The organism is Virgibacillus xinjiangensis, from assembly GCF_042643145.1.
Taxonomy (GTDB): Bacteria; Bacillota; Bacilli; order Bacillales; family Amphibacillaceae; genus Virgibacillus_O; species Virgibacillus_O xinjiangensis.
The window spans coordinates 16,445-38,492 of sequence record NZ_JBHRSA010000004.1; the positions used below are offsets into that span (position 1 = coordinate 16,445).

25 protein-coding genes and 1 tRNA gene are annotated in these 22,048 nt (G+C 42.0%); 19 read left to right on the forward strand and 7 right to left on the reverse strand.

Features of this window, described 5'->3' with window-relative positions:
- Positions 1 to 91 precede the first annotated feature (91 nt).
- Positions 92 to 2,827: a tetratricopeptide repeat protein gene (locus ACFOGI_RS01035; protein WP_390267076.1), complete on the forward strand. Its 2,736-nt coding sequence runs from the start codon at positions 92 to 94 to the stop codon at positions 2,825 to 2,827.
- Between the two features lie 93 nt (positions 2,828 to 2,920).
- Here ACFOGI_RS01035 and ACFOGI_RS01040 read toward each other — a convergent pair whose 3' ends face one another.
- The 3 genes from ACFOGI_RS01040 to lexA all read right to left on the reverse strand — a co-directional run bounded on the left by ACFOGI_RS01040 (position 2,921) and on the right by lexA (position 4,802).
- On the reverse strand, positions 2,921 to 3,766 hold the full coding sequence (locus ACFOGI_RS01040) for a protein-glutamine gamma-glutamyltransferase (RefSeq protein WP_390267079.1): 846 nt from the start codon (positions 3,764 to 3,766) through the stop codon (positions 2,921 to 2,923).
- Positions 3,767 to 3,914: 148 nt separating this feature from the next.
- Positions 3,915 to 3,988, reverse strand: a tRNA-Gln gene (locus ACFOGI_RS01045).
- 190 nt (positions 3,989 to 4,178) lie between these two features.
- Positions 4,179 to 4,802, reverse strand: coding sequence for a transcriptional repressor LexA (gene lexA / locus ACFOGI_RS01050; protein WP_390267082.1), 624 nt, complete (start codon positions 4,800 to 4,802; stop codon positions 4,179 to 4,181).
- Between the two features lie 280 nt (positions 4,803 to 5,082).
- Between lexA and ACFOGI_RS01055 the strand changes: the two genes are divergently transcribed.
- From ACFOGI_RS01055 to ACFOGI_RS01090, 8 genes are all read left to right on the forward strand, one after another.
- The gene (locus ACFOGI_RS01055; protein ID WP_390267085.1) at positions 5,083 to 5,721 is read left to right on the forward strand and encodes a YneB family resolvase-like protein; all 639 of its coding nucleotides are present in this window, start codon (positions 5,083 to 5,085) and stop codon (positions 5,719 to 5,721) included.
- Between the two features lie 95 nt (positions 5,722 to 5,816).
- A complete protein-coding gene (locus ACFOGI_RS01060; protein WP_390267088.1) occupies positions 5,817 to 6,050 on the forward strand; it encodes a DUF896 domain-containing protein in 234 nt (77 codons plus the stop codon).
- 113 nt (positions 6,051 to 6,163) lie between these two features.
- Positions 6,164 to 8,167 (forward strand): transketolase, encoded by a 2,004-nt coding sequence (gene tkt / locus ACFOGI_RS01065; protein ID WP_390267091.1) that lies wholly within the window; start codon positions 6,164 to 6,166, stop codon positions 8,165 to 8,167.
- Between the two features lie 125 nt (positions 8,168 to 8,292).
- The gene (sirA, locus tag ACFOGI_RS01070) at positions 8,293 to 8,763 is read left to right on the forward strand and encodes a sporulation inhibitor of replication protein SirA (RefSeq protein ID WP_390267094.1); all 471 of its coding nucleotides are present in this window, start codon (positions 8,293 to 8,295) and stop codon (positions 8,761 to 8,763) included.
- 45 nt (positions 8,764 to 8,808) lie between these two features.
- The gene (locus ACFOGI_RS01075; RefSeq protein WP_390267097.1) at positions 8,809 to 9,036 is read left to right on the forward strand and encodes a YneF family protein; all 228 of its coding nucleotides are present in this window, start codon (positions 8,809 to 8,811) and stop codon (positions 9,034 to 9,036) included.
- Between the two features lie 188 nt (positions 9,037 to 9,224).
- Complete coding sequence (locus tag ACFOGI_RS01080) at positions 9,225 to 9,929, forward strand: cytochrome c biogenesis CcdA family protein (RefSeq protein WP_390267100.1); 705 nt, start codon at positions 9,225 to 9,227, stop codon at positions 9,927 to 9,929.
- A gap of 68 nt (positions 9,930 to 9,997) precedes the next feature.
- Positions 9,998 to 10,429 (forward strand): Na(+)/H(+) antiporter subunit B, encoded by a 432-nt coding sequence (locus ACFOGI_RS01085; RefSeq protein WP_390267103.1) that lies wholly within the window; start codon positions 9,998 to 10,000, stop codon positions 10,427 to 10,429.
- A gap of 67 nt (positions 10,430 to 10,496) precedes the next feature.
- Positions 10,497 to 10,973: a CcdC family protein gene (locus ACFOGI_RS01090; protein ID WP_390267106.1), complete on the forward strand. Its 477-nt coding sequence runs from the start codon at positions 10,497 to 10,499 to the stop codon at positions 10,971 to 10,973.
- Positions 10,974 to 11,014: 41 nt separating this feature from the next.
- On the opposite strand, the gene ACFOGI_RS01095 is transcribed toward ACFOGI_RS01090, so the two are convergent.
- Positions 11,015 to 11,494, reverse strand: coding sequence for a DUF2621 family protein (locus ACFOGI_RS01095; protein ID WP_390267109.1), 480 nt, complete (start codon positions 11,492 to 11,494; stop codon positions 11,015 to 11,017).
- A 393-nt stretch (positions 11,495 to 11,887) separates the two neighbouring features.
- On the opposite strand from ACFOGI_RS01095, the gene ACFOGI_RS01100 reads away from it, so the two are divergent.
- From ACFOGI_RS01100 to ACFOGI_RS01130, 7 genes are all read left to right on the forward strand, one after another.
- Complete coding sequence (locus tag ACFOGI_RS01100; protein WP_390268047.1) at positions 11,888 to 12,175, forward strand: PAS domain-containing protein; 288 nt, start codon at positions 11,888 to 11,890, stop codon at positions 12,173 to 12,175.
- The gene (locus tag ACFOGI_RS01105) at positions 12,141 to 12,881 is read left to right on the forward strand and encodes an ATP-binding protein (protein WP_390267112.1); all 741 of its coding nucleotides are present in this window, start codon (positions 12,141 to 12,143) and stop codon (positions 12,879 to 12,881) included. The genes ACFOGI_RS01100 and ACFOGI_RS01105 overlap by 35 nt, the downstream gene beginning before the upstream one ends.
- 259 nt (positions 12,882 to 13,140) lie before the next feature.
- On the forward strand, positions 13,141 to 15,849 hold the full coding sequence (acnA, locus tag ACFOGI_RS01110) for an aconitate hydratase AcnA (RefSeq protein WP_390267115.1): 2,709 nt from the start codon (positions 13,141 to 13,143) through the stop codon (positions 15,847 to 15,849).
- Between the two features lie 249 nt (positions 15,850 to 16,098).
- Positions 16,099 to 16,239: an FbpB family small basic protein gene (locus tag ACFOGI_RS01115; RefSeq protein WP_390267118.1), complete on the forward strand. Its 141-nt coding sequence runs from the start codon at positions 16,099 to 16,101 to the stop codon at positions 16,237 to 16,239.
- A 127-nt stretch (positions 16,240 to 16,366) separates the two neighbouring features.
- Positions 16,367 to 16,600 (forward strand): small acid-soluble spore protein Tlp, encoded by a 234-nt coding sequence (gene tlp, locus ACFOGI_RS01120; protein WP_390267121.1) that lies wholly within the window; start codon positions 16,367 to 16,369, stop codon positions 16,598 to 16,600.
- A gap of 119 nt (positions 16,601 to 16,719) precedes the next feature.
- A complete protein-coding gene (locus ACFOGI_RS01125) occupies positions 16,720 to 17,142 on the forward strand; it encodes an acyl-CoA thioesterase (RefSeq protein ID WP_390267123.1) in 423 nt (140 codons plus the stop codon).
- Positions 17,143 to 17,144: 2 nt separating this feature from the next.
- Positions 17,145 to 17,447: a hypothetical protein gene (locus ACFOGI_RS01130; RefSeq protein ID WP_390267126.1), complete on the forward strand. Its 303-nt coding sequence runs from the start codon at positions 17,145 to 17,147 to the stop codon at positions 17,445 to 17,447.
- 31 nt (positions 17,448 to 17,478) lie between these two features.
- Here ACFOGI_RS01130 and ACFOGI_RS01135 read toward each other — a convergent pair whose 3' ends face one another.
- The 3 genes from ACFOGI_RS01135 to plsY all read right to left on the reverse strand — a co-directional run bounded on the left by ACFOGI_RS01135 (position 17,479) and on the right by plsY (position 18,705).
- The gene (locus tag ACFOGI_RS01135; RefSeq protein WP_390267129.1) at positions 17,479 to 17,775 is read right to left on the reverse strand and encodes a HesB/YadR/YfhF family protein; all 297 of its coding nucleotides are present in this window, start codon (positions 17,773 to 17,775) and stop codon (positions 17,479 to 17,481) included.
- Between the two features lie 34 nt (positions 17,776 to 17,809).
- The gene (yidD, locus tag ACFOGI_RS01140; protein ID WP_390267132.1) at positions 17,810 to 18,040 is read right to left on the reverse strand and encodes a membrane protein insertion efficiency factor YidD; all 231 of its coding nucleotides are present in this window, start codon (positions 18,038 to 18,040) and stop codon (positions 17,810 to 17,812) included.
- An 83-nt stretch (positions 18,041 to 18,123) separates the two neighbouring features.
- Complete coding sequence (gene plsY / locus ACFOGI_RS01145; RefSeq protein WP_390267135.1) at positions 18,124 to 18,705, reverse strand: glycerol-3-phosphate 1-O-acyltransferase PlsY; 582 nt, start codon at positions 18,703 to 18,705, stop codon at positions 18,124 to 18,126.
- A 208-nt stretch (positions 18,706 to 18,913) separates the two neighbouring features.
- On the opposite strand from plsY, the gene ACFOGI_RS01150 reads away from it, so the two are divergent.
- Genes ACFOGI_RS01150 through ACFOGI_RS01160 form a run of 3 tightly spaced genes read left to right on the forward strand, consistent with a single transcriptional unit; the run spans position 18,914 to position 21,935 of the window.
- A complete protein-coding gene (locus tag ACFOGI_RS01150; RefSeq protein WP_390267138.1) occupies positions 18,914 to 19,984 on the forward strand; it encodes an ABC transporter ATP-binding protein in 1,071 nt (356 codons plus the stop codon).
- Entirely contained in the window at positions 19,977 to 21,503 is a 1,527-nt protein-coding gene (locus tag ACFOGI_RS01155) for an ABC transporter permease/substrate-binding protein (protein WP_390267141.1), read from the forward strand. Before ACFOGI_RS01150 ends, ACFOGI_RS01155 begins: the two co-directional genes overlap by 8 nt.
- A 15-nt stretch (positions 21,504 to 21,518) precedes the next feature.
- Complete coding sequence (locus ACFOGI_RS01160; RefSeq protein WP_390267145.1) at positions 21,519 to 21,935, forward strand: CoA-binding protein; 417 nt, start codon at positions 21,519 to 21,521, stop codon at positions 21,933 to 21,935.
- Positions 21,936 to 22,048: the final 113 nt, after the last annotated feature.

The window sequence follows — 22,048 nt, forward strand, 5'->3', positions numbered from 1 at the left end:
TATATACTTAGTATCTGTCTATAATTGAATGCAAACAACTCAGTCGTATAACACAATGCTTTCTAAGAACGCTTTGCGGGGGGGACGTCAAATGAACTTGGAAAATCAACTAATCAACAAATCCTATTACACTACAATTATAGAAGACAATGACAATATTCACCCAATAAAGGTACTTAGTGAAAAATATATGGAGGAACAACAGAACGAAGTATCAGACTTCTCGGATATCCGCTTCGCACAGGGGGAGGTGTATTATCGCCACAAAGATTATGAAGCTGCTATTTTTAAATGGGAGAATGTGTCCAACGAGTTAAAGCCGTGGGCGCAAAAAAATATAGGGGATGCACATCTGCAATTGAACTTGCTTGCGATTGCTGAAGAGTACTATAAAGCAGTGGAGACTGATTCCTCCGTACTCAAAACGGAGCTGCTAATGCAATTATTCATATTATACATAAAACGCAGCAATTATAATTTGGCGTCTGTATCTATTAAAGAGGCGGTCGACCTATATCCTGGTTACCCGGATGTAACCGCGACTGCTCGTTCCTTTTTCGAGGAGCAGGCTGACTGGGATGCAGCAGTTGAGCTTGCTGCAAATGAAGCAGTTCGTACAGAATCACAATCCTGGTTCAAGGTGTTAGAAACTTACATAGATGAAGGGCATGCGAAAAATACAGCACCTAGATATTTTAAAGAAGTAATTACTGCTGCTTTTTATGTGGATAGGAGCCGATTTGATAACTTGGCTGCGGCACTTTGGAATAATTATATGCATACTGGTTACTATTTCCAATGGTTGGAAGAGATCAATCATATTTTACTTCAATTAGAACTGGGAGACGAAGACTATATATGGAAATTGCTTCCGGGTTTATATGAAGAGACGTATGATGTCCTTATTGATGGGAGATATTTGATCAGAGAAGTATTTCATCTTTTACCAAGTCATTTAACTAACTGGATGCGGCTGACTGCGAATACGGATGCCTCGGTTTCTGCATCGGCCCTTTTGGCATGGAGCAGGATATTCCCTTCAAATATTGATGCTTCCCTAATAGATGAAGCGGAAAAATGCTTATTCAACCATCCTTCCTATCGGGCTGCGGACGGTGTGATGGACGCTTATAAACTCTTTGAGGCTGTTAAGGATTGGGGAGAGGCACACGACACAACCGTGGATGAACGAATAAAATGGATGGTGAAAGACCTGATTAGCACAGATACTGTTCATCTGCTTCTAACTGGCAAGGAAGTACAAATATTACATGAGTTGATGGAACAAATAACTGAGGGGCAAGGTTTGGCATACTCACATAATGGTGTGACAAGGCTACAGGATGCAGAAGAAGCAGAACTTCACGCGGTAACTGAAACGGAGGCACGATACGTAGATGACTCTGGAGGAACCTCGGAAGAACTTCCGGATGAAGAAATATATTTTGACTATAAAACTCCAGCGCCTTTCCTGAGAGAAAATCATCTATCTATGATAACTGTTCCGGAAAAAGATATCGCTATGTATCTTCCCATGGCAGACGGATTGCTGTTTGCATTCGCTTTTGATAGCAGAACGACCATAACAGATGCAGAACTTGATATGGCAGTGAAAATGAGGGGACAGAAGCCTGATTTGCCAATGTGTATCCTGCTTGGCAACACTTCTACAGCTGCTAGTAATCAGGAACAAGAAGGGCGAATCGATATAATGAAAGAAAAGATCCATACCTTTTTCCCTGACGCACAAATTCTTACAGTCCCCATGAATACGGAAAGCAGTGGTCTCAGGAGTGGGTTACCTACATTTCTTCCTGCTCTCAAGCAAGATGCTAATATGGAGAGGGAGCAGGCCAAAAAGATTCTCTTCTATACAGAAAAATCAATACAATTGTTGAAAGAAAAACGTTTGGAACGAGAAAGAATACTCATCCAGAATATAAAAGACAACAAGGAACTGGTCAGAAAGCTAGAAGGAGCCCATGGCCAACTGAGCGATATACAAAAAAATAAAGTACAGGCAATTACCGAATCCTATAACAGTATTATCAATCATTTACAGGAAAAAATGGTGAAGGAGATTCCAGGCTTGCTGCAAAGCTGTTCCAAATATGTGAGAGAAGATGAGGACTTTGAAACCATGTTGCGGGAATTGAATGAGGAAATGAATAAACAGGTTGCCCATTACTTTGAGGAGACAGCAATGCCTCTTTTCAGATCTTCTATGAACCGTTGGATGGAGGAAAGTGAAGAGGAATTCAAAAATAGCCAAATCTTTTTGCGTAAAACTGCCGGCAACATTAACAAATTCCTTGGAGAAGAACGACTGGATTTGCATGGAGATATGCAAATACTTGAGGATTGGCAGAGGGATGTGACTCGAATAACAAGCAGAAGTGTCAAGTTGGAGAAGAATGACTTGGTCAGCCATCCTGGTTCCTCCACGATCTTGTTCAAAGGGGCTGGCAAGCTTGCTGGTTCTATCCCTCAATATAGAGAAAGGCTTTATAATAAGTACAAACAGTACATTGAATCTAAAGATTACAGTGAAGCAGCTGCATCTGTGACAGAGATGTTCATGCAGCAGTTCGAGTTATTCGAGAAATCGTTGGAACGAGATATACACTTGTTTTTCACTGAGCCTGAGCAAGAATTGAAACGGACAGTAAGTCAAACCCATAAAGAAATTGAGGAAGATGAAACATCCCTCCGTAAAATGAGGGAGAATCCTGAAGAATATGAGGATCCGCTAACTTTCTTCGAATTAAGGCTGCATCAATACAAGTGGATGTCTGTGGCAGGTAATTCCCTTTATGAGTATCACTAAGTATGATGGAGGAAGTCATTGGACCTTCTTGTTTTTCCATTCCTGAAAACTAACAACCAACACCCATCCCTAAAAGGGATGGGTGTTTCACGTCTAAGAGTAATAAACTCCATTTAAAAAGCTTAGGTATCCAGTGTAGGAAAGAGAGGTCCTATCATGATGGACGACGGGGTAGTGGACTTTATAAGGGGCAAAACTTCGAGAAAGCGAAGTGATACGAGCGAGATGGCCAAAAGAAGGCCTGGTAGCGGAACGCATTAAATACGCTGATCGCGTTCCACCTGGTCTTCGTTGTTGATTTAAAGATTGGATAATCCGTTCCCCGGTCGTAATCCCCATACCGTGCCCAAAGTACATGCCGTCTTCCAAAACTACTGCATTTTCTCCTCTCCACCAGTCCGTTTCGGGATGGAAATCGGGATTGTTGAAATAAACAACATCGCCTGGCAATATATATTCTGTCTGAATTCGTTGGATACCCAGATCTGTATCATGATGCCAGCTGTATAAATATAGCTGTTGAAAATATTGATTAAACAATCTTTCTCCGATGGACTCCAGTACAGCATGGTAATAGATGATCAATATAGCTGTAGCACATTCAAAGCCATACAAAGAGCTGTTTTTGTATATATCCAAGATACCATCAGCTGGCGAAACATCCTGTCTTAAACGGAACCCTCCAACATTTGTACGATGCCAAAAATCGGGGTTACAGCGGGAGTTTTTAAAGGTTTCAAATTTTGCTTCACTCTCATTCAGTGCTTTGGCACTCCTTATGATATTTTTGCGCAACTTTAATTCAAACTGTAATCCATCAATAGATTGGTAGGAATAAACGACAGGCTGGCTATGCATTTGGTTAAGAATCGTATGTTCAATGGGATCGGAAGCCCAATTGAATGCTGATTCAAAATCCAGTCCGGGCAGCTGTATCATGTCTCCACATCCCTAATGTTATAGTTGTGATTCCTTGCCAGTATATTCTCTGTTTAATGGGGTGTGCACGCGATATGAAAAATAAGGTACGACACTGTCCGGGTTTACTTGGCAGTGTTGTACCTTATTGGACCAACTATGGTGGGGGTGGCTGGTCTAGCTGGGCTTGAACCAGCGAATCAGGGATCAAAACCCGCTGCCTTACCGCTTGCCTATAGACCAATCAGCAGATTAAGTATGGGAAAGCGGCTCATGAATGGAAGTTCTTTTTAATTTGTATGTACCGCGAGGGGCATCTGCAAAACGAAGACAAAATTATATTGTATAGGAAATGTTTGCTCGAAATTAGCAGTCCAATTCTAGCATGTATATGGGCAAGGAACATTAAAAAAGCTGCCACATGGCAGCTTTTTTAATGGATATTCCTGTAGAGACCTATTACCTTTCCAAGTATCGTCACATTGTCATAGATGAGAGGTTCCATGGTAGCATTCTCCGGCTGAAGACGGATATGATCCTTCTCTTTGAAAAACCGTTTTACTGTCGCTTCATTCTCCTCGGTCATCGCTACCACTATATCACTGTTCTGAGCAGTGTTCTGCTGCTTTACGATGACCATGTCCCCATCAAGTATTCCAGCTTCTATCATACTTTCCCCATCAATTACTAGAATAAATAGATTATCATCCGTACCTGCAGTGGAATCAGGGAGAGGAATGAACTCTTCGATATTTTCCACGGCAGTTATAGGCAAGCCTGCTGTAACTTTACCTATGACTGGGGCATACCGAACTTCTTCTCTTGGAATATTGTTTTCCTCTTCCAGATTCAAGACTTCTATAGCACGCGGTTTTGTAGGATCCCTCCTGATGAAGCCCTTGCTCTCCAATCTGGATAAATGCCCGTGTACCGTGGAGCTGGAAGCCAGTCCGACTGCTTCAGCGATTTCTCGGACGGAAGGTGGATAACCTTTATCGCCGACTTGTTCTTTTATATAATCAAGGATCATTTGCTGCCTTTTTGAAAGCTTAGTCATCTATCAAACACCTCGCACATAGAATTTACTAGTGATAGTTTACCATTCGGTACTAGCTAATGCAAACGTTAGTTCGAAAAAACGGTTGACAGGACCGTATGTTCGTATTAACATGATTTGTATGCGAACAATAGTTCTTATATTTTAGTGGGAGGAATGCTGAATGTTTGGTAAAATAACAAAGACCGATGCATTTTATATAATTACTTTTATATTAATGTTGGGGTTTCTTTATTTTGCTATGATAACCAGCTGAGATTAACACAAGGGGTTTTGTCCAATGAAAGCTATCGTGTATTGTAGAGTAAGTACGAATAAAACCGAACAGGAAACATCACTCGCAAGGCAGAGGAAGGAACTTAATGATCTTGCTGTGAATTTCGGTTTTGAAGTGGTTGCCACCATAGAAGAACAGAAGAGCGGTTATGATATTGACCGGGACGGGGTATTTGAAATGCTGGATTATTTTACAGAAGGAAAAGCTGACTGTCTTCTAATACAGGATGAGACAAGGCTCGGCCGGGGAAATACCAAAATCGCTTTGTTCCATCAGCTGCAAAAACTCAAGGTTCCAGTTTATACCGCAATCCACGATGGAGAATTGGAACTTTCCGAGTCCGATTCCATGGTTCTCCAAATTGTAGGAATCGTAGAGGAATATCAACGTAAAATCCATAATACCAAAATTAAGAGAGGAATGAAAAAGGCGGTCAGCAACGGCTTCAACCCAGCAGATAACCTTTCCAACCGCAATAATGCCCCAGGCAGGGAGAGAGTCGATTTCCCAATAGAAGAAGTAGTACGGTTGAGACAGAATAAACTTACGTTTGAAGAAATTGCCAGGACCTTGAATAACTTGGGTTACCCTGTCTCGAAAGCGACGGTACACCGTAGATACAAGGAGTATCAAAATACTTGATAATGTCCATATGGAAAGATAAGATGAAGAGCAAGGACGAGACTGTCCCTGCTCTTTTAGTTTGTTGGACAGGACAGCCAAGGAGGTTATAGACCATGTTATCAAAAGGAAAAATTGAGCGGATCAATGAGCTTTCCAAAAAATCAAAGAAAGACGGATTGACGGAAACGGAAAAAGAGGAACAGAAACAGCTTCGGGAAGAATACTTGAAAAATGTCCGCAGGTCGTTTAAAAACCAGTTCAAATCGATGACAGTCATGGATCCTGATGGGAACGATGTAACTCCTCAAAAAGTAAGGGATCTTCAAGACAGGAATAAAAAGCACTAAATTTAATTTTACGTTTCCATAGGAGCAGAACTCAGACTTGTTATGTGAAATGTTTCATTATAGAATGTATATGTGACAAACTTATCAGACAGAAAGAGTAAAGGAGATTTTAAATGGCAAACGCAATTGAACAGAAATCAATCAACACCATTCGTACATTGTCGATCGACGCGATCGAGAATGCAAACTCCGGACACCCGGGTTTGCCTATGGGCGCTGCCCCAATGGCTTATACATTGTGGACAGACTTTATGAACCATAATCCTAAAAATTCCAAGTGGTTCAATAGAGACCGCTTTGTTTTATCTGCAGGCCATGGTTCCATGCTTCTATACAGCCTGCTTCACCTTTCGGGTTATAACGTGACAATGGATGATCTGAAGAATTTCCGTCAGTGGGATTCCAAAACACCAGGACATCCGGAAGTACATCATACCGACGGTGTGGAAGCAACTACAGGGCCACTTGGGCAAGGGATAGCAATGTCAGTTGGAATGGCTATGGCTGAAGCTCATCTAAGCGCAAAATTCAATAAAGATGACATCGATATGGTTGACCATTATACTTATGCAATTGTCAGTGACGGGGACTTGATGGAAGGGATCTCTCATGAAGCTGCATCTTTGGCTGGACATCTCGGCCTAGGGAAGCTGATTGCTCTTTATGATTCCAACGATATTTCCCTTGATGGTGATCTGAACAGGTCTTTCTCCGACAATTCTGAGCAGCGCTTCAAGGCATATGGATGGCAAGTACTCCGTGTAGAGGACGGAAATGATGTGGACGAAATCCGTAATGCCATTAAAGAAGCACAAGCGAATACAGACCAGCCGACATTGATCGAAGTTAAAACTGTAATCGGCTATGGTTCTCCGAACAAATCTGCTTCTGCTGCATCTCACGGTGCTCCTCTGGGCGGAGATGAAGTCAAACTCACGAAGGAATTTTATGAATGGGAACATGAAGAGTTCCATGTACCAGAAGACGTCTATGCCGATTTCAATGAAAAAATCGGTAAGCAAGGGGAAGAAGCTGAAGCAGAGTGGAACCAAAAACTGGAAACATATAAGGAAAAATATCCGGAAGCAGGCGAAGAGTTTGAACTCGCACTTAAAGGGGAACTCCCTGCAGATTGGGATAAAGAACTTCCAGTATTTGAGCCTGAGAAGGATACATTGGCGACACGTGCATCGTCAGGCAAGGTGCTGAACGCTATTGCCAAGTCCGTGCCAAACTTCTTCGGAGGAAGTGCCGACCTGGCAGGCTCAAATAAAACGCTGATTGAAGGAGAAGATGATTTTTCACGTAAAAACTATGCTGGAAGAAATATCTGGTTCGGTGTGCGTGAACATGCCATGGGTGCTGCCCTGAATGGTATGGCACTTCACGGAGGGCTAAAAGTGTTTGCAGGTACATTCTTTGTCTTCAGTGATTATCTGCGTCCATCTATCCGTTTGGCTTCTATTCAGCAGGCTCCTGTAACATATGTGTTTACCCATGATTCCATTGCTGTAGGTGAAGATGGTCCTACCCATGAACCGATCGAGCAATTATCCTCTCTGAGAGCGATGCCAGGATTATCTCTAATCCGTCCAGGAGACGCTAATGAAACACAGGCTGCTTGGAGACTTGCACTCGAATCAACTGACCAGCCAAACGCTCTTGTGCTGACCAGACAGAACCTCCCAACATTGGAAGGAACAAAGGAAAAAGCCTATGAAGGTGTTAAAAAAGGTGCTTATGTCGTAAGCAAAAGCGATAAAGAAACACCGGATGCCCTGCTTCTTGCAACGGGTTCTGAGGTCCAACTGGCGGTACGTGCGCAACAGGAACTGAAAGAAAAAGGAATTGAGGTCAGCGTAGTAAGCATGCCTTCTTGGGATCGCTTTAATGCACAGGATGAAGCTTACCGTAATGAGGTACTTCCTCCTGCTGTGAAAAGTCGTGTGGCAATCGAAATGGGCTCACCTTTCGGTTGGGAACGCTATGTGGGCGACGAAGGAAAAGTACTTGGCATTGACAGATTCGGTGCCTCTGCCAATGGAGAAAAAGTGATGGAAGAATATGGATTCACCGTCGAAAATGTGATTAAGTATGTAGAATCTGTTATCAAGTAATTGTCTGAAGATGGCTCCTTTATTGGAGCCATCTTTTTTTGACAAAACTAGTGGGGGTTTGCAAGAGGAAGTGACATTTTTTTAAAGTTACATACGTATAATAGGTTATAAAAGGAGATGATTGTATGTATGAGTATTCTATCTTCTGGATCAAAGAAGAAATAGCTAATAATTATTTCCATAAAAGTGATCTATTATACCGTTTCATATATGCTTATCAACGCAACCACCGCAGACCAGACCTAAGAAATCAATTTAACTATATTACAAACAGTTTTTCCGTCAACGATTTAGTTACATATTTGGAGACATGCCGTGACTTTGGTTTTTCTCGTAGTGAAAAGATCGTAATAAATGGGGACATGGTGGAATTCTATCTGGAAGATAAGTATATTTCTTTACACATAAAGGAAAAGCAATTACAATTTGTCTGTAAAACATTACAGGATGCAGAAGATTTGTTGTTTCCCCTGCTTCGTAGATTTGATAACAAATTATTCGTAGTAGGAAACAATCATTTGAAGTTCGGCTGGATCTCTCCCATCCAGCAGCTCAATGTATCCCTGAGTGGACATGTGTTGTATTCTTATCAGTAATTTACTATACTGTATAGGAGACAACACGAAGGAGGAAAGCTTGAAATGAGCACGATTTGGGTCGTACTAATTGCAATTTTGGCATTGATTGCCGGTGTTGCGCTTGGATTTTTCATTGCAAGAAAGTATATGATGAATTATTTAAAGAAGAACCCGCCAATCAATGAACAGATGCTACGCACATTAATGATGCAGATGGGACAGAAGCCTAGCCAAAAGAAAATCAATCAAATGATGCGGGCGATGAACAACCAGAATCAGTCCGGTAAGTAATATGCACTAATTCATTATTCAAAATAATGTGAGGCATGCAGATATACTCCTTTCTATTCTTATAGTTGGGGGTATTTTTAATTGCTGGAAAGTTTGATGTGATTGTTGCGTTATTGTCAAAATCAATTGCTTGTCTGACCTTCTGATTCTGTTAAAATGAATAAAGCGATGTCATTAGGAGGATTACTATGGAAGAGATCAATGTTTTTCTCGCTTTCGGGGCAGGTTTCCTGTCGTTTGTATCCCCCTGTGTTTTGCCTCTCTTTCCAGCTTTCCTATCCTACATAACCGGTATGAGTGTAAGCGATATTCAGGAGGAAAATACAAAGCTCAATAAAAAGGCCATGCTCCATACCTTGTTTTTCCTGCTTGGTTTCTCGAGTGTATTCATCATGATAGGTTTTACGACTTCCTATATCTCCGAGTTTTTGATGACTTACCAGAACATTATCAGGCAAATTGGAGCCGTTCTGATTGTCTTTTTCGGTCTTGTGATTGTAGGTGTCTTGAATTTTGAATTTCTGATGAAAGATAGAAAAATTCAATTTAAAAACCGGCCTGCCGGTTACTTTGGATCCTATTTAGTGGGTACGGCATTTTCTCTTGGATGGACCCCTTGTACAGGGCCCATTCTGGCTATTGTTCTGTCACTTGCAGCCACGAACCCTGATGTAGGCATGGTAATGATGATCAGTTATGTACTAGGATTTTCCATACCATTTTTTGTCCTGTCTCTTTTCATAGGAAAATTAAGTTGGTTTAAAAAACACAGTTCCCGTCTGGTGAAAATCGGCGGTTATGTAATGATTGCCATGGGGGTTGCCTTGTTTTTTGACTGGACGACCAAGATAACTGCATTTCTAGCCGGGTGGTTTGGGTTCTACGGATTTTAATGGATTTTTAGGTATAATTGTACTATCATTAAGTATTATAAGGTGAATGAAAAAGGGGACGTATTTATATGAACAGAACGAATGACCTAATTCTGCGGACGACCACTTCCGTTATTACATTTATTCTGCTTGGCTTTTCCATTTATTTGTTTATCGCTGGACACAATGCTCCCGGAGGCGGGTTTATCGGCGGTTTATTGACAGCCGCTGCCATTCTTCTATTGAACATGGCCTATGGAATGGAAGCCGTAAAGAAGATGCTGCCAATTAATTATACGACAATGATACCGATCGGTTTGGCTGTCGCACTGGGTACCGGAGCCGGTTCCTTCCTGTTTGGTGTGCCATTCTTATCCCAAACTTTCGGTTATTTCCATTTTCCAATATTTGGTGAAGTGGAATTGGCAACAGCCATGTTATTTGATCTAGGTGTTTATTTAACGGTTGTCGGTGTCATGATGACCATCATCTTAACGATCGCTGAAGATACGGAGCAATAAGGAGGGGCTTGAATGACTTATAAGCTTATTGAAATACCGTATTTGCCAACAGGAAAGAGTGGTTAGCATGTTTTGGCTGATAGCTAGTACCATTGTTGCTGCCTGTATGGCTTCCATGATGATTGTTATCCGCCTCAGGGCGGCTAAGAAGCCCGCCTCAGTAAGGAAGATCATACTGCCGCCTTTATTTATGAGTACGGGAGGATTGATGTTTATCTTTCCTATGTTCCACATCAATTTTTTGCAGGTTCTCGAAGCTGGAGCGGCAGGTATGGTATGTTCAATCTTTCTTATTAAAACAACCAAATTTGAGGTAAGGGGCCAGGACATCTACTTGATACCGTCTAAATACTTTGCGGTCATCCTCGTGGCTCTGCTTGTATTCCGACTGGTCTTCAAATTGATTATCGGCAGTACGATTTCCTTTGGTGAGACGAGCGGAATGTTCTTCATTCTGGCTCTCTTCATGATTCTGACATGGCGATCTGCCATGCTCTATAAATATGTACAGATGGAGAGGCAGCTGAAATGTCAGACAGCCTAAAAATGCGCCAAGAAAAACTCTTGGCGCATTTTTGTGGACAATCATCGGCCGGAGGGATAGCGCTCCTGCCAATTTTCCGCATAATCCACCCTTGACTGGCTGAACAGGTGCTCATATGGTGTAGTGTCGATATTTTTTTCCTCCAGTTTCTTTCGGAGAAATTTATGATCCCGCTTGGGAGTTGCTACTATATATCCTTCAATCAATGTATCCTCAGTAATGGTCTGTTCATTTTTTCGGAGTGCCACTTCACCAACCTTACTGGCAATCTTGTGTCTGGCAACGTCTCGGAACAGCTCCGGGACTGGCGAGACAAGTTCCTCTAGAAATTCCTTCTCCTTTTCCTGCCACATATGTCGTGTTTTCTCCATATAAAATTCTTCCCAGTCCATATCAGAACGGCCGTCAGCTTTTGGCAGTTTTTTCAGGAACTTTCGAAACATGAAAAAACCGCCAATGCCCATGAGACCGATCATGATAAAACCCCAAAGTACGATTAAATAATCCAATACAATTGCCATTTTTTTCACCTGGTTTTCCAAGAGAACGATAACGGAAACCCTATTTTCTAATTTCAAGCGATTTATTTTTTGTTCTCTTTATAGTAGTATTACATATAATCTGATAGTAAAATTATGGTAGGAACATACAAGCCGTTAACATCAATTATAATAGGAATTTATGGGTTAGACAAGACACAAGGCGCTTGAAAGGGCAAACAGAACGGACAATAGTGTATGTGAAAATTGCAGGCTTTTATATTTTGGAGGGAGGAATTTACAACCATGCAGTATAAAAATCTATATAAACAAAACAACCCGGAGACAAACAGAGGGTTTTCAAGTGGGATTCTAACAGACCAGTCCAAGCTCCCTCCCTCAATTTTGAGTTGGATAGGTGAGGCCACCGATAGAATGATTATTGTTTGGGACGAAGGAGGGAATGCCAGGTACATATCTAAATCCTTTGAGAAGATGCTCGGCTATGACCTTTCGCAAGTCCGGACACTCAAGTGGCATGAACTAGTATCCCCCCAGGGTGCCTCTTTCATAAAGAATACCGTAGATAAGGCGGCGGAACACAGCCAAACGTTTACGGCCAGTCTATTGCATACTAATGGCGAGTACATCAGATCTGAATGCAATTTAAAAAAAAATAGAAGACCAAATGACAGGCAACCATTTCTACGTCAGCATCTTTAAAGATATGACAGAGAGAAAAGAATTGGAAGAACTGATGATTCGGTATGAAAAAATGTCCGACGCTGGACAGCTTGCTGCTGGTATTGCACATGAAATCCGAAACCCCCTTACTTCATTGAAAGGGTTTCTCCAATTATTGCAGGCTGGAGTCAAAGGCAGGGATGAGTATTATAAGATCATGTTGGAAGAAATTGAGAAGATGGAAAAAATCACCACGGAACTGCTTTTTGTTTCCAAACCATTGACAGACCATCTGAAAATGGAGCCGGTGACAGAAATGATAAGGGATGTGGTTACACTGATGTCGACCCAGGCGAAAATAAAAGGTATCGACATTAGCCATATAGCAGAAGAGGAAGATGCCTCTTTCATCTATTGTGACCGTTCACAAGTGAAGCAAGTTTTGCTGAATTTAATCAAAAATTCCATAGAAGCAATGGAAGAGCCTGGCAGAATCGTTGTAAAAACGATAAAGAATACTGAAGAAATCTGCATCCAGGTAACGGATGAAGGAGCAGGAGTTCCTGATGAGCTCATCCACAAATTAGGTGAGCCTTTCTTCACCACCAAAAAGGGTGGCACAGGGCTTGGCTTGATGATCACCAAAAAAATTCTGGAAAGGCATAATGGAAAACTTTCCGTAAAAAGAAATGAAGAGAAAGGAAGTACTTTTATGATAAGTTTTCCAACACAAGAAGGGATATAAGTTCAGAACATAGCTGTTTAGCAAGAGTATAAGTTTTCCTTATCACTTTACATAAGATATTAATATATCTACTTTTACGTTAAATAATTGTTTTATAGTCTCTCTTCGTATAAAATATAAATCGAAATGATAATTTTCATTCATTTCCTTTATGCAATTAGTATTAACAGAGAATTGCACTACGGTCATTTGTACCCGTTTTCTTTAAAGATAAACAGGGACTATGACGACAGCAAGATTTTGGGAGAGGGGTTAAAATATGGGAAATAACGCGTTTAATTCCAAAAAGCAATTTGACGTTAACGGAAAAACGTATACTTACTATGATTTAAAGGCGGTAGAAAATGCTGGGCTGGGCAAAGTTTCACGTCTGCCATTCTCTATCCGTGTTCTGTTGGAATCATTGCTTCGCCAGCATGATGGCCATCAGATCAAAGATGAGCATGTGGAAGGTTTGGCTAAATGGGGAACAGAAGGTGGGAAGGGCAGTGATGTACCTTTCAAGCCATCCCGCGTAATCCTACAGGACTTTACAGGGGTTCCTGCCGTAGTCGACTTGGCTTCCTTAAGGAAAGCTATGGTGGATATGGGCGGAGAGCCAAACAAGATCAACCCGGAAGTTCCGGTAGACCTTGTTATCGACCACTCTGTTCAAGTCGATCAATACGGTACGCCTAATGCGTTGAAAGCAAATATGGACCTTGAATTTGAGCGAAATGCGGAGCGTTATGAGTTTCTTAATTGGGCTCAGAAGGCTTTTGAAAATTATCGTGCAGTACCACCAGCCACAGGAATCGTTCACCAGGTAAACCTGGAATACATTGCAAATGTGGTACACGGAAACAAAAATAGTGAAGGTGAATTGGAAGCATATCCAGATACATTAGTCGGTACGGATTCACACACCACTATGATCAATGGTCTAGGAGTCCTAGGGTGGGGTGTTGGCGGCATCGAAGCTGAAGCTGGAATGTTGGGACAGCCATCCTTTATTCCTGCACCTGATGTGATCGGTGTGAAATTCACGGGAAGCTTTCCGAATGGAACAACAGCTACTGACTTAGCTTTAAAAGTTACACAGGTGTTGCGTGAGAAAAATGTAGTCGGCAAGTTTGTCGAATATTTCGGGCCGGGACTTAAAGATATGCCTCTTGCAGACCGTGCAACCATTTCCAATATGGCACCAGAGTATGGAGCGACATGCGGCTTCTTCCCTGTGGATGAAGAATCTTTAAATTACCTGAAGCTTACAGGCCGTGATCAAAGCCAGGTGGACCTCGTAGAACAGTATTGCAAAGAAAACAATCTATGGTATTCCGCCGATCAGGAAGACCCAGAGTATACGGAGTTAGTGGAAATTGACCTGTCAGATCTTGAACCGAACTTATCTGGACCGAAACGTCCACAGGATTTGATTGCGCTTTCCGACATGAAAGAGGAATTCAATAAAGCTGTAACTGCTCCGGAAGGAAACCAAGGATTCGGTATGGATAAATCCGAATTTGATAAAGAAGCAGAAATCGAGCATCCTAATGGCAGCCGTTCTGTGATGAAAACAGGTTCTCTGGCAATTGCAGCCATAACTTCCTGCACAAACACCTCCAACCCATATGTTATGCTTGGTGCAGGACTGCTTGCGAAAAATGCGGTCGAAAAAGGGTTGGATGTTCCGGAGTATGTCAAGACATCTCTTGCTCCTGGTTCCAAAGTTGTTACCAAATACTTGGAAGACTCCGGCTTGATGCCTTATTTGGATCAGCTTGGATTTAACCTTGTCGGGTACGGATGTACTACTTGCATCGGTAACTCAGGACCACTCCGTCCAGAGATTGAGCAGGCTATAGCCGATAATGACCTGCTGGTTTCTTCTGTGCTATCAGGTAACCGTAACTTTGAAGGGCGGATTCATCCATTGGTGAAGGCGAACTACCTTGCTTCTCCTCCGTTGGTTGTTGCGTATGCATTAGCGGGAACAGTGGACGTAGATCTATCTAAAGAACCTTTAGGCCAAGATAAAGACGGAAATTCCGTATACATGAATGACATTTGGCCTTCTATGCAAGAAATCAAGGAGCAGGTCGAGAAGGTTGTTACACCTGAGATTTTCCGTAAAGAATACGAAAATGTATTTGAATCCAATGAAAAATGGAATGAAATTAATACGACAGACGAACCGTTGTTTGAATGGGATAAAGATTCTACTTATATACAAAACCCTCCATTCTTTGAAGGGTTGTCCAAAGAAGCAGATACAGTAAAGCCATTAAACAAACTGCGTGCTATTGGCAAGTTCGGTGATTCTGTAACGACGGACCATATTTCACCTGCTGGTGCAATCGCAAAAGATATGCCGGCTGGCAAGCACCTGCAGGATAAAGGAGTATCTCCTCGTAACTTTAACTCCTATGGATCCCGCCGTGGAAATCATGAGGTTATGATGCGTGGAACATTCGCCAACATTCGAATCCGTAACCTTCTGGCTCCTGGTACGGAAGGCGGATATACAACATATTGGCCGACTGGTGACGTCATGCCTATTTATGACGCTGCTATGAAGTATCAGCAGGATGGCACAGGATTAATCGTCCTTGGTGGAAAAGACTACGGAATGGGTTCTTCACGTGACTGGGCAGCTAAAGGTACAAACCTTCTGGGCATCAAGACAGTTATTGCTGAAAGCTTTGAACGTATCCACCGCTCAAACCTGGTCATGATGGGCGTGCTTCCATTACAGTTTGAGAAAGGCCAAGGTGCTGATCAACTAGGTCTGACCGGTAAAGAGACATTTAATGTGGAGATAGGTGAAGATGTCAAGCCGCATGATCTGGTAAAAGTAACTGCTGTAGATGAGGACGGGAAGACGACAGAGTTTAACGCGATTGCCCGTTTCGATAGTGAAGTGGAAATTGATTATTATCGTCACGGAGGAATCCTGCAAATGGTTCTTCGTGATAAAGTAGAGGCATAATCGTCTTTTAAAGAACCAGCATCGATATCGATGCTGGTTTTTTATTATATAAAAGATAAATTTTATATATTCAATTAACGAAAAGTTATATTAATTGAAATAGCTGGTGATACTTCTTACTAACAGCTTGGCTGTATACCAAAAATGCTGGAATATCAGCTGGTAGAGAGACGATGATCGTCATGCTGGAGCTTTTCCAGTAATCAACCCTTTTCTCTACGGCACGTAAAGGAGTGAACTGCTATTTCTTTGAAAAAGAGATTAACTTTTGAGGAATTAGTAAAGGAAAACCGCCAACAAATATTGAACGATCGTTTGTTGATGGATAAACTGGAAGAAGAAGTGGATAAACGCATCCATCTTTCTTCTCAAAAAAAGAAAGCCGAATAACCTAGTCCCATATCCAATCATACTGGATATGGGATTTCCTCTGTCTCTGTCTAAGGTAATCATTTACAGTTATATTGATCCATATTTTGAAAAGACTATGGGTGAGCCATACAGAGGAGGGTTATAAGTGACACATCATAATTATAAGCCGAAGCCAGACGATCGCAGTGACAATGTAGAAAAGCTTCAGAGTATGGTGCAAGATACTTTGCAGAACATGGAGAAAGCTAACGAGACAATGGAGTTTTCCCATGGGGAACAAAAAGAGAAAATCAAGGAAAAGAACAAGCGACGAGAAGAGGCAGTGAGAGGAATGCGCCAAGAAATCAAGGATGAAGCACAACACAATAACCTTCACTAAGCTCAAGAAGGGGCCATTATTTGGTCCCTTCCTCCTAATGCCCTTCGAAACAAAAATCTGCATTCTTACTGGTTATCTATGGTAGGATATAGAAAGTTAGACAGTGAGGGGGGCAGAACATGAGGAAAATACGAACTACAATAGAAGTAAGGTATCAAGAGACAGATAAAATGGGCGTTGTTTACCATGCCAATTATCTCGTGTGGTTCGAAATAGGAAGGACCAAGTTCATTGAAAACCTTGGTCTCAGTTATACCGAAATGGAGAGAAATAATGTCGTTTCGCCGGTGACCGATGCCAATGTCTCATTCAAGAGGCCCGTCCGGTATGGAGAAGAGGTTGCTGTCATCACTTGGCTTGAAGCATATAATGGCGTCCGGACAACCTATGGCTATCAAATCCTCAATGGTGAGGGCGACGTTGCTGTAGAGGGCACAACCCAGCATGTCATTGTACATAAAGATAGCTTCAGGCCCCTTTCGTTAAGAAAGGCTTTCCCGGAGTGGCATCAAGCATACCTTCAAAGTAAAGAGGACGATTAAAGATGGCATTCGGAGTAAGTAAAAAAGAAGTGGAAACATGGAAAAAAGATGTAACAGATGGGAAGATCGCTTTCTTGACTCATTTTTGGCTGGATGATCGTTTCCCCGGATGTGACTCTGTCACAAAGGTTGGATGCAGTAATTTAACCAAACTGGAAAAATGGGGAGCGCAGTATGACCTCCATCCAAAGTGGATCCACCGTGATGAGAATTACCCTCATTTTGACTTATTTGGGAGCAGGCAGCGAGATATTTTGAAGAGGGAAGGGAAGTATGAACACCTGAAAAGATTTAAGCTGGATTAGAAAAGAGGTGTGCTTGCAGCACACCTCTTTTTTAGTGTTCTAAATATTTAAACTGTGGTTCGTCATTTTTTCTGCTGTAGGTTATTTTCAGGTCTTTGCCATCAAAATACCAAGCATCATTACTTTCAATGAAAAATTGGAGACCTTCCACTTTCTTGGAAGTATGTGGATTCTCGGGAATACTCTCTTTCACTCCCAATGAAAATCCTGGGATGTTTCCTCCCATTCCGCCATATCGTACGTAAAATCGCAGCGAAGTGGAATCTTCTTCTATGTCCATTTCTCTTTTGTACCATTTTGCTGCTTCTTTACTGATTTGTATTTCCAAATATAATCTCTCCTTTAAATCCAGATCCCTTATATCATCGTTTCTGGTCGTCCTTCTCTGGCACCAAATCAACTCCGCCAGCATGGAAAGGGTGACATTTACTGATTCTTTTTATGGTCAAGTAGGCTCCCTTCACTGCTCCAAAACGTTCAAATGCCTCTAATCCATATGCAGAACAGCTTGGATAAAAACGACAGGAGGGAGGAGTGAAAGGGCTTATTGCCTTCCGATAGAATGTAATGATTCCTATGAAAATGTGTTTCATCCTATGACCCCTTCATTGGATCTGCTATCATCACTTAATGGTTCAAGTATACTAAAGTCTGACAGCATGGTGCAATACATAGGTCACATCCAAGTGATTTTGGGCTCTGTCTTGTTTTTTATACGCCTCAAGTTCTCCTTATGTCTATAAAAAACAAAGAGTGTAAGCAAAGCTGTGACGATGGTGAGTCCCAGTTCCCCCATAATAGAGGAGGCAATTACAGCTACAATACCCGTAATCATCGATGATAATGATACATACTTGGAGAAGTACAGAGTAAGCAAAAAACTGATAATCATAAGAGCAAATAGCAATGGGTTCACTCCCAATATAATACCTCCCGAAGTAGCTACAGCCTTCCCTCCTTTAAATCTAGCGAAAAGAGGATATGTATGGCCAAGAACAGCGAACAACCCAATTACAAGTCGGTTGACATCCCCGTCCATTAAGAGAGGTAGACTTGCTGCAGCTGTACCTTTTAAGATATCAGACAAAGTGACAATGATCCCAGCCTTTAACCCCAATACTCTGAATGTGTTGGTTGCACCTAAATTTCCACTACCATGTTCTCTTATATCGAGCTGGTATCCAACTTTCCCAACGATCAAAGCCGATGGGATAGAACCTAAAAGATATGCAATAATACCAAATAAAATATAGTCCATCATCGCTCCTACTTTCTAAAAGAATTCCTGATCCTTTTGAATCTGTTGTTATTTTAGCATGAAGTAGGGAAGGAAAGAACCTTAAATTGGAAAGATCCCTGTTCTTATCCCCGGAAAGGTGTATCGTTTTTCTTTATTGAATGTAGGGTATAAACTAAAGACTGTAAGAAATCAATGCATATTAAAGTTCTACAGCAGGGGGAAAATGATGATTGAATTCAGGAACATATGGAAAACTTATACGGACGGGACCGAAGCAGTCAAGAATTTTTCCTTAACGATCCGAAAAGGGGAAATTGTTACATTGATAGGTCCAAGCGGGTGTGGGAAAACAACCAGCCTTAAAATGATCAACCGCTTAATAGAGCCGACAGCCGGATCCATCTATATAGATAACCAGGATATAAAAACATTTAACATCGATGAACTTCGCTGGAATATCGGTTATGTGCTTCAAGAAATAGCGTTGTTTCCCCATTTGACCATCGCTGAAAATATTTCTGTGGTTCCAGAGATGATGAAATGGAAACGGAAAAAAGTGAAAAAAAGATGTGAGGACTTGTTGGATATGGTCGGTTTGGAACCATCAACCTATATGGACAGGATGCCTCACGAATTGTCTGGTGGGCAACAGCAGCGGGTTGGAGTGGTCCGGGCCTTGGCGGCTGATCCAGACATCATTCTTATGGACGAGCCTTTCAGTGCATTGGACCCTATCAGTCGTGAACAGCTTCAAGAAGATATTCGTAGGCTTCAGAAAGAAATTGAGAAAACCATCGTTTTTGTTACCCATGATATGGACGAGGCATTAGCAATCGGGGATCAAGTGTGCCTGATGAAAGAGGGAGAAATCGTACAATATGACCAACCTCAGCAGTTGATCGTCAGTCCAAAAAATCAATTTGTCAAAGATTTTATCGGTGAGAAAAAATCTCCTTGGCATACCGCCGTAGATGTCATTGCCCAACCTGCGGATGAGCGCGTGATTACAGAAACATTTTTTGATAACGGAGCAATACCCCACCAAGGATTATATGCGGTATGTGATAAATCTGGTTTATATTTGGGCGCGGTACAGGATGGGGAACCCACCGCTGTTACAACACTGGACAACCATCTGCCATTGATTAGAGCTGCGGATATGGTTTTGGATAATAAACAGGAATTCTTCCCCGTATTAAAGCAGGACAAGTTAGTAGGGATTCTCAGTCATGATCAAATCCTTTCTTTCCTGAAAGATGAGGAATTGCAGAAGAACGGGGGTCTTACTAGTGAGTGAGTTTATTTCCGTTCTTCAATCGAGGCAAGACCAACTTTACCAAACACTTTGGGAACATCTGCAGATTTCGATCCTTGCGTTGTTGATCGCTATCATTATCTCTGTGCCTGTTGGTATCATTTTGACAAGATATCAAAAGGTCGCGGACCCGGTTATTGGTGTATCAGCTGTCTTGCAAACCATTCCGAGCCTAGCCGTTCTAGCGTTCTTGATCCCATTCTTTGGGATCGGGACTACACCTGCCATTGTAGCCTTAACGATATATGGAATTCTACCGATTTTAAGAAATACGTATACTGGCATCAAAGAAGTCGATCCAGCATTGAAAGAAGCCGCTACCGGAATGGGGATGAATTCATATAAGCGTCTCACAAAGGTCGAGCTTCCATTAGCAATGCCAGTTATCATGGCAGGGATCCGTACATCAATGGTACTTATTGTTGGTACGACAACCATTGCAGCTCTAATTGGAGCAGGCGGACTGGGAGAACTGATCCTTTTGGGGATTGACCGGGGCGCAGATGTTCACCTGATTCTGTTGGGAGCGATACCGGCAGCCTTGCTGGCGATATTTTTGGATGTCATCCTACGTGGTTTGGAGAAAGTTTCTGGCAAGATTGGCTTTAAATCTCTCCTGGCAGTTTTAGTCAGTGCCCTGTTGATTGTAAGCATTCCTTTCTTCACCACAAAAGATTCACGTGCCGATTTAGTTATCGGTGGTAAGATGGGCTCTGAACCGGAAATATTAATAAATATGTACAAACTGCTGATTGAAGAAGATACAGATCTGACAGTGGCACTCGAACCTGGTTTAGGTAAAACAGCGTTCGTGTTTACTGCCCTTCAGGAGGGGGACATTGATATTTATCCTGAATTTACAGGCACGGCCCTTGTAACGCATCTAGAACAACAAGCAGAGAGCAACGAGGCTGGTGATGTATATGAACAAGCGAAAAAGGGTATGAAACAAACATATGGCATGGAATTTCTGCAGCCGATGAAGTTCAATAATACCTATGCGGTAGCGACAACCAGGGAACTAGCAGAGCGGTATAACTTGGAAACGATCGGAGATCTCAGAAAGGTACAGGATGAAATTACTGCCGGTTTCACGCTAGAATTCACCGACCGTTATGATGGTTATGTTGGGATGCAAGATGTCTATAATATCGATATAAGTAACATCCGCACAATGGAACCGGGAATTAGGCAGGATGCACTGTCGAACGGGGAAGTTGAAGTTATCGATGCTTATGCAACAGACAGTTATATGGTGGAATTAGGATTAGTAACCCTGGAAGACACGGAAAATCTTTTCCCACCATATCAGGGGGCACCACTTATTAGAGAAGAGACTCTGCAGCAATACCCTGAACTGGAAGGTTCCCTGAACCAGCTGGGCGGGAAAATCACCGATGATGAAATGCGACAGATGAACTATCAAGTTGATTATGAAGACAGATCTCCACATGATGTAGCAAGGGAATATCTAGTGGAAGAAGGCTTACTGGAAAATTAGAGGAGGATGGTTCTTATGGGATGGGAAAATCCGTCGAATGAAGAGTTGCGAAATATATTGGGTACGTCAAAGAACATTGCGGTGGTCGGCCTGTCGGATAACCCCGGCCGGACTTCCTACCAAATTGCCGATATTATGCAGCAGAACGGATACAGGATTATTCCAGTCAACCCTATGGTGAATGAAGTTCTTGGTGAAAAGTCCTATCGTTCTTTGAAAGAAATTGAAGAACCGATTGATATCATCAACGTATTCAGGAGGCCGGAACATCTGCCGGCAATTGCTGAAGAAGCCGCAGAAACAGATTGTCGTGTTTTTTGGGCTCAGCAAGGCATTATCAATGAAGATGCCTACCACTACTTGAAAGAACGTGAATTTACGGTAATAATGGACCTATGCATTAAGGTAGTCCATGCCGTTCTCTTGAAATAATATGGAGAGCGAGAGGGATGACACACAGCTGTCATCCTTTTTTGCTGTTAGCATGCTGCTTACAGATATAGTATACTTAATAGCACATGTTTTGAAGTACTTATAGGGTGGCG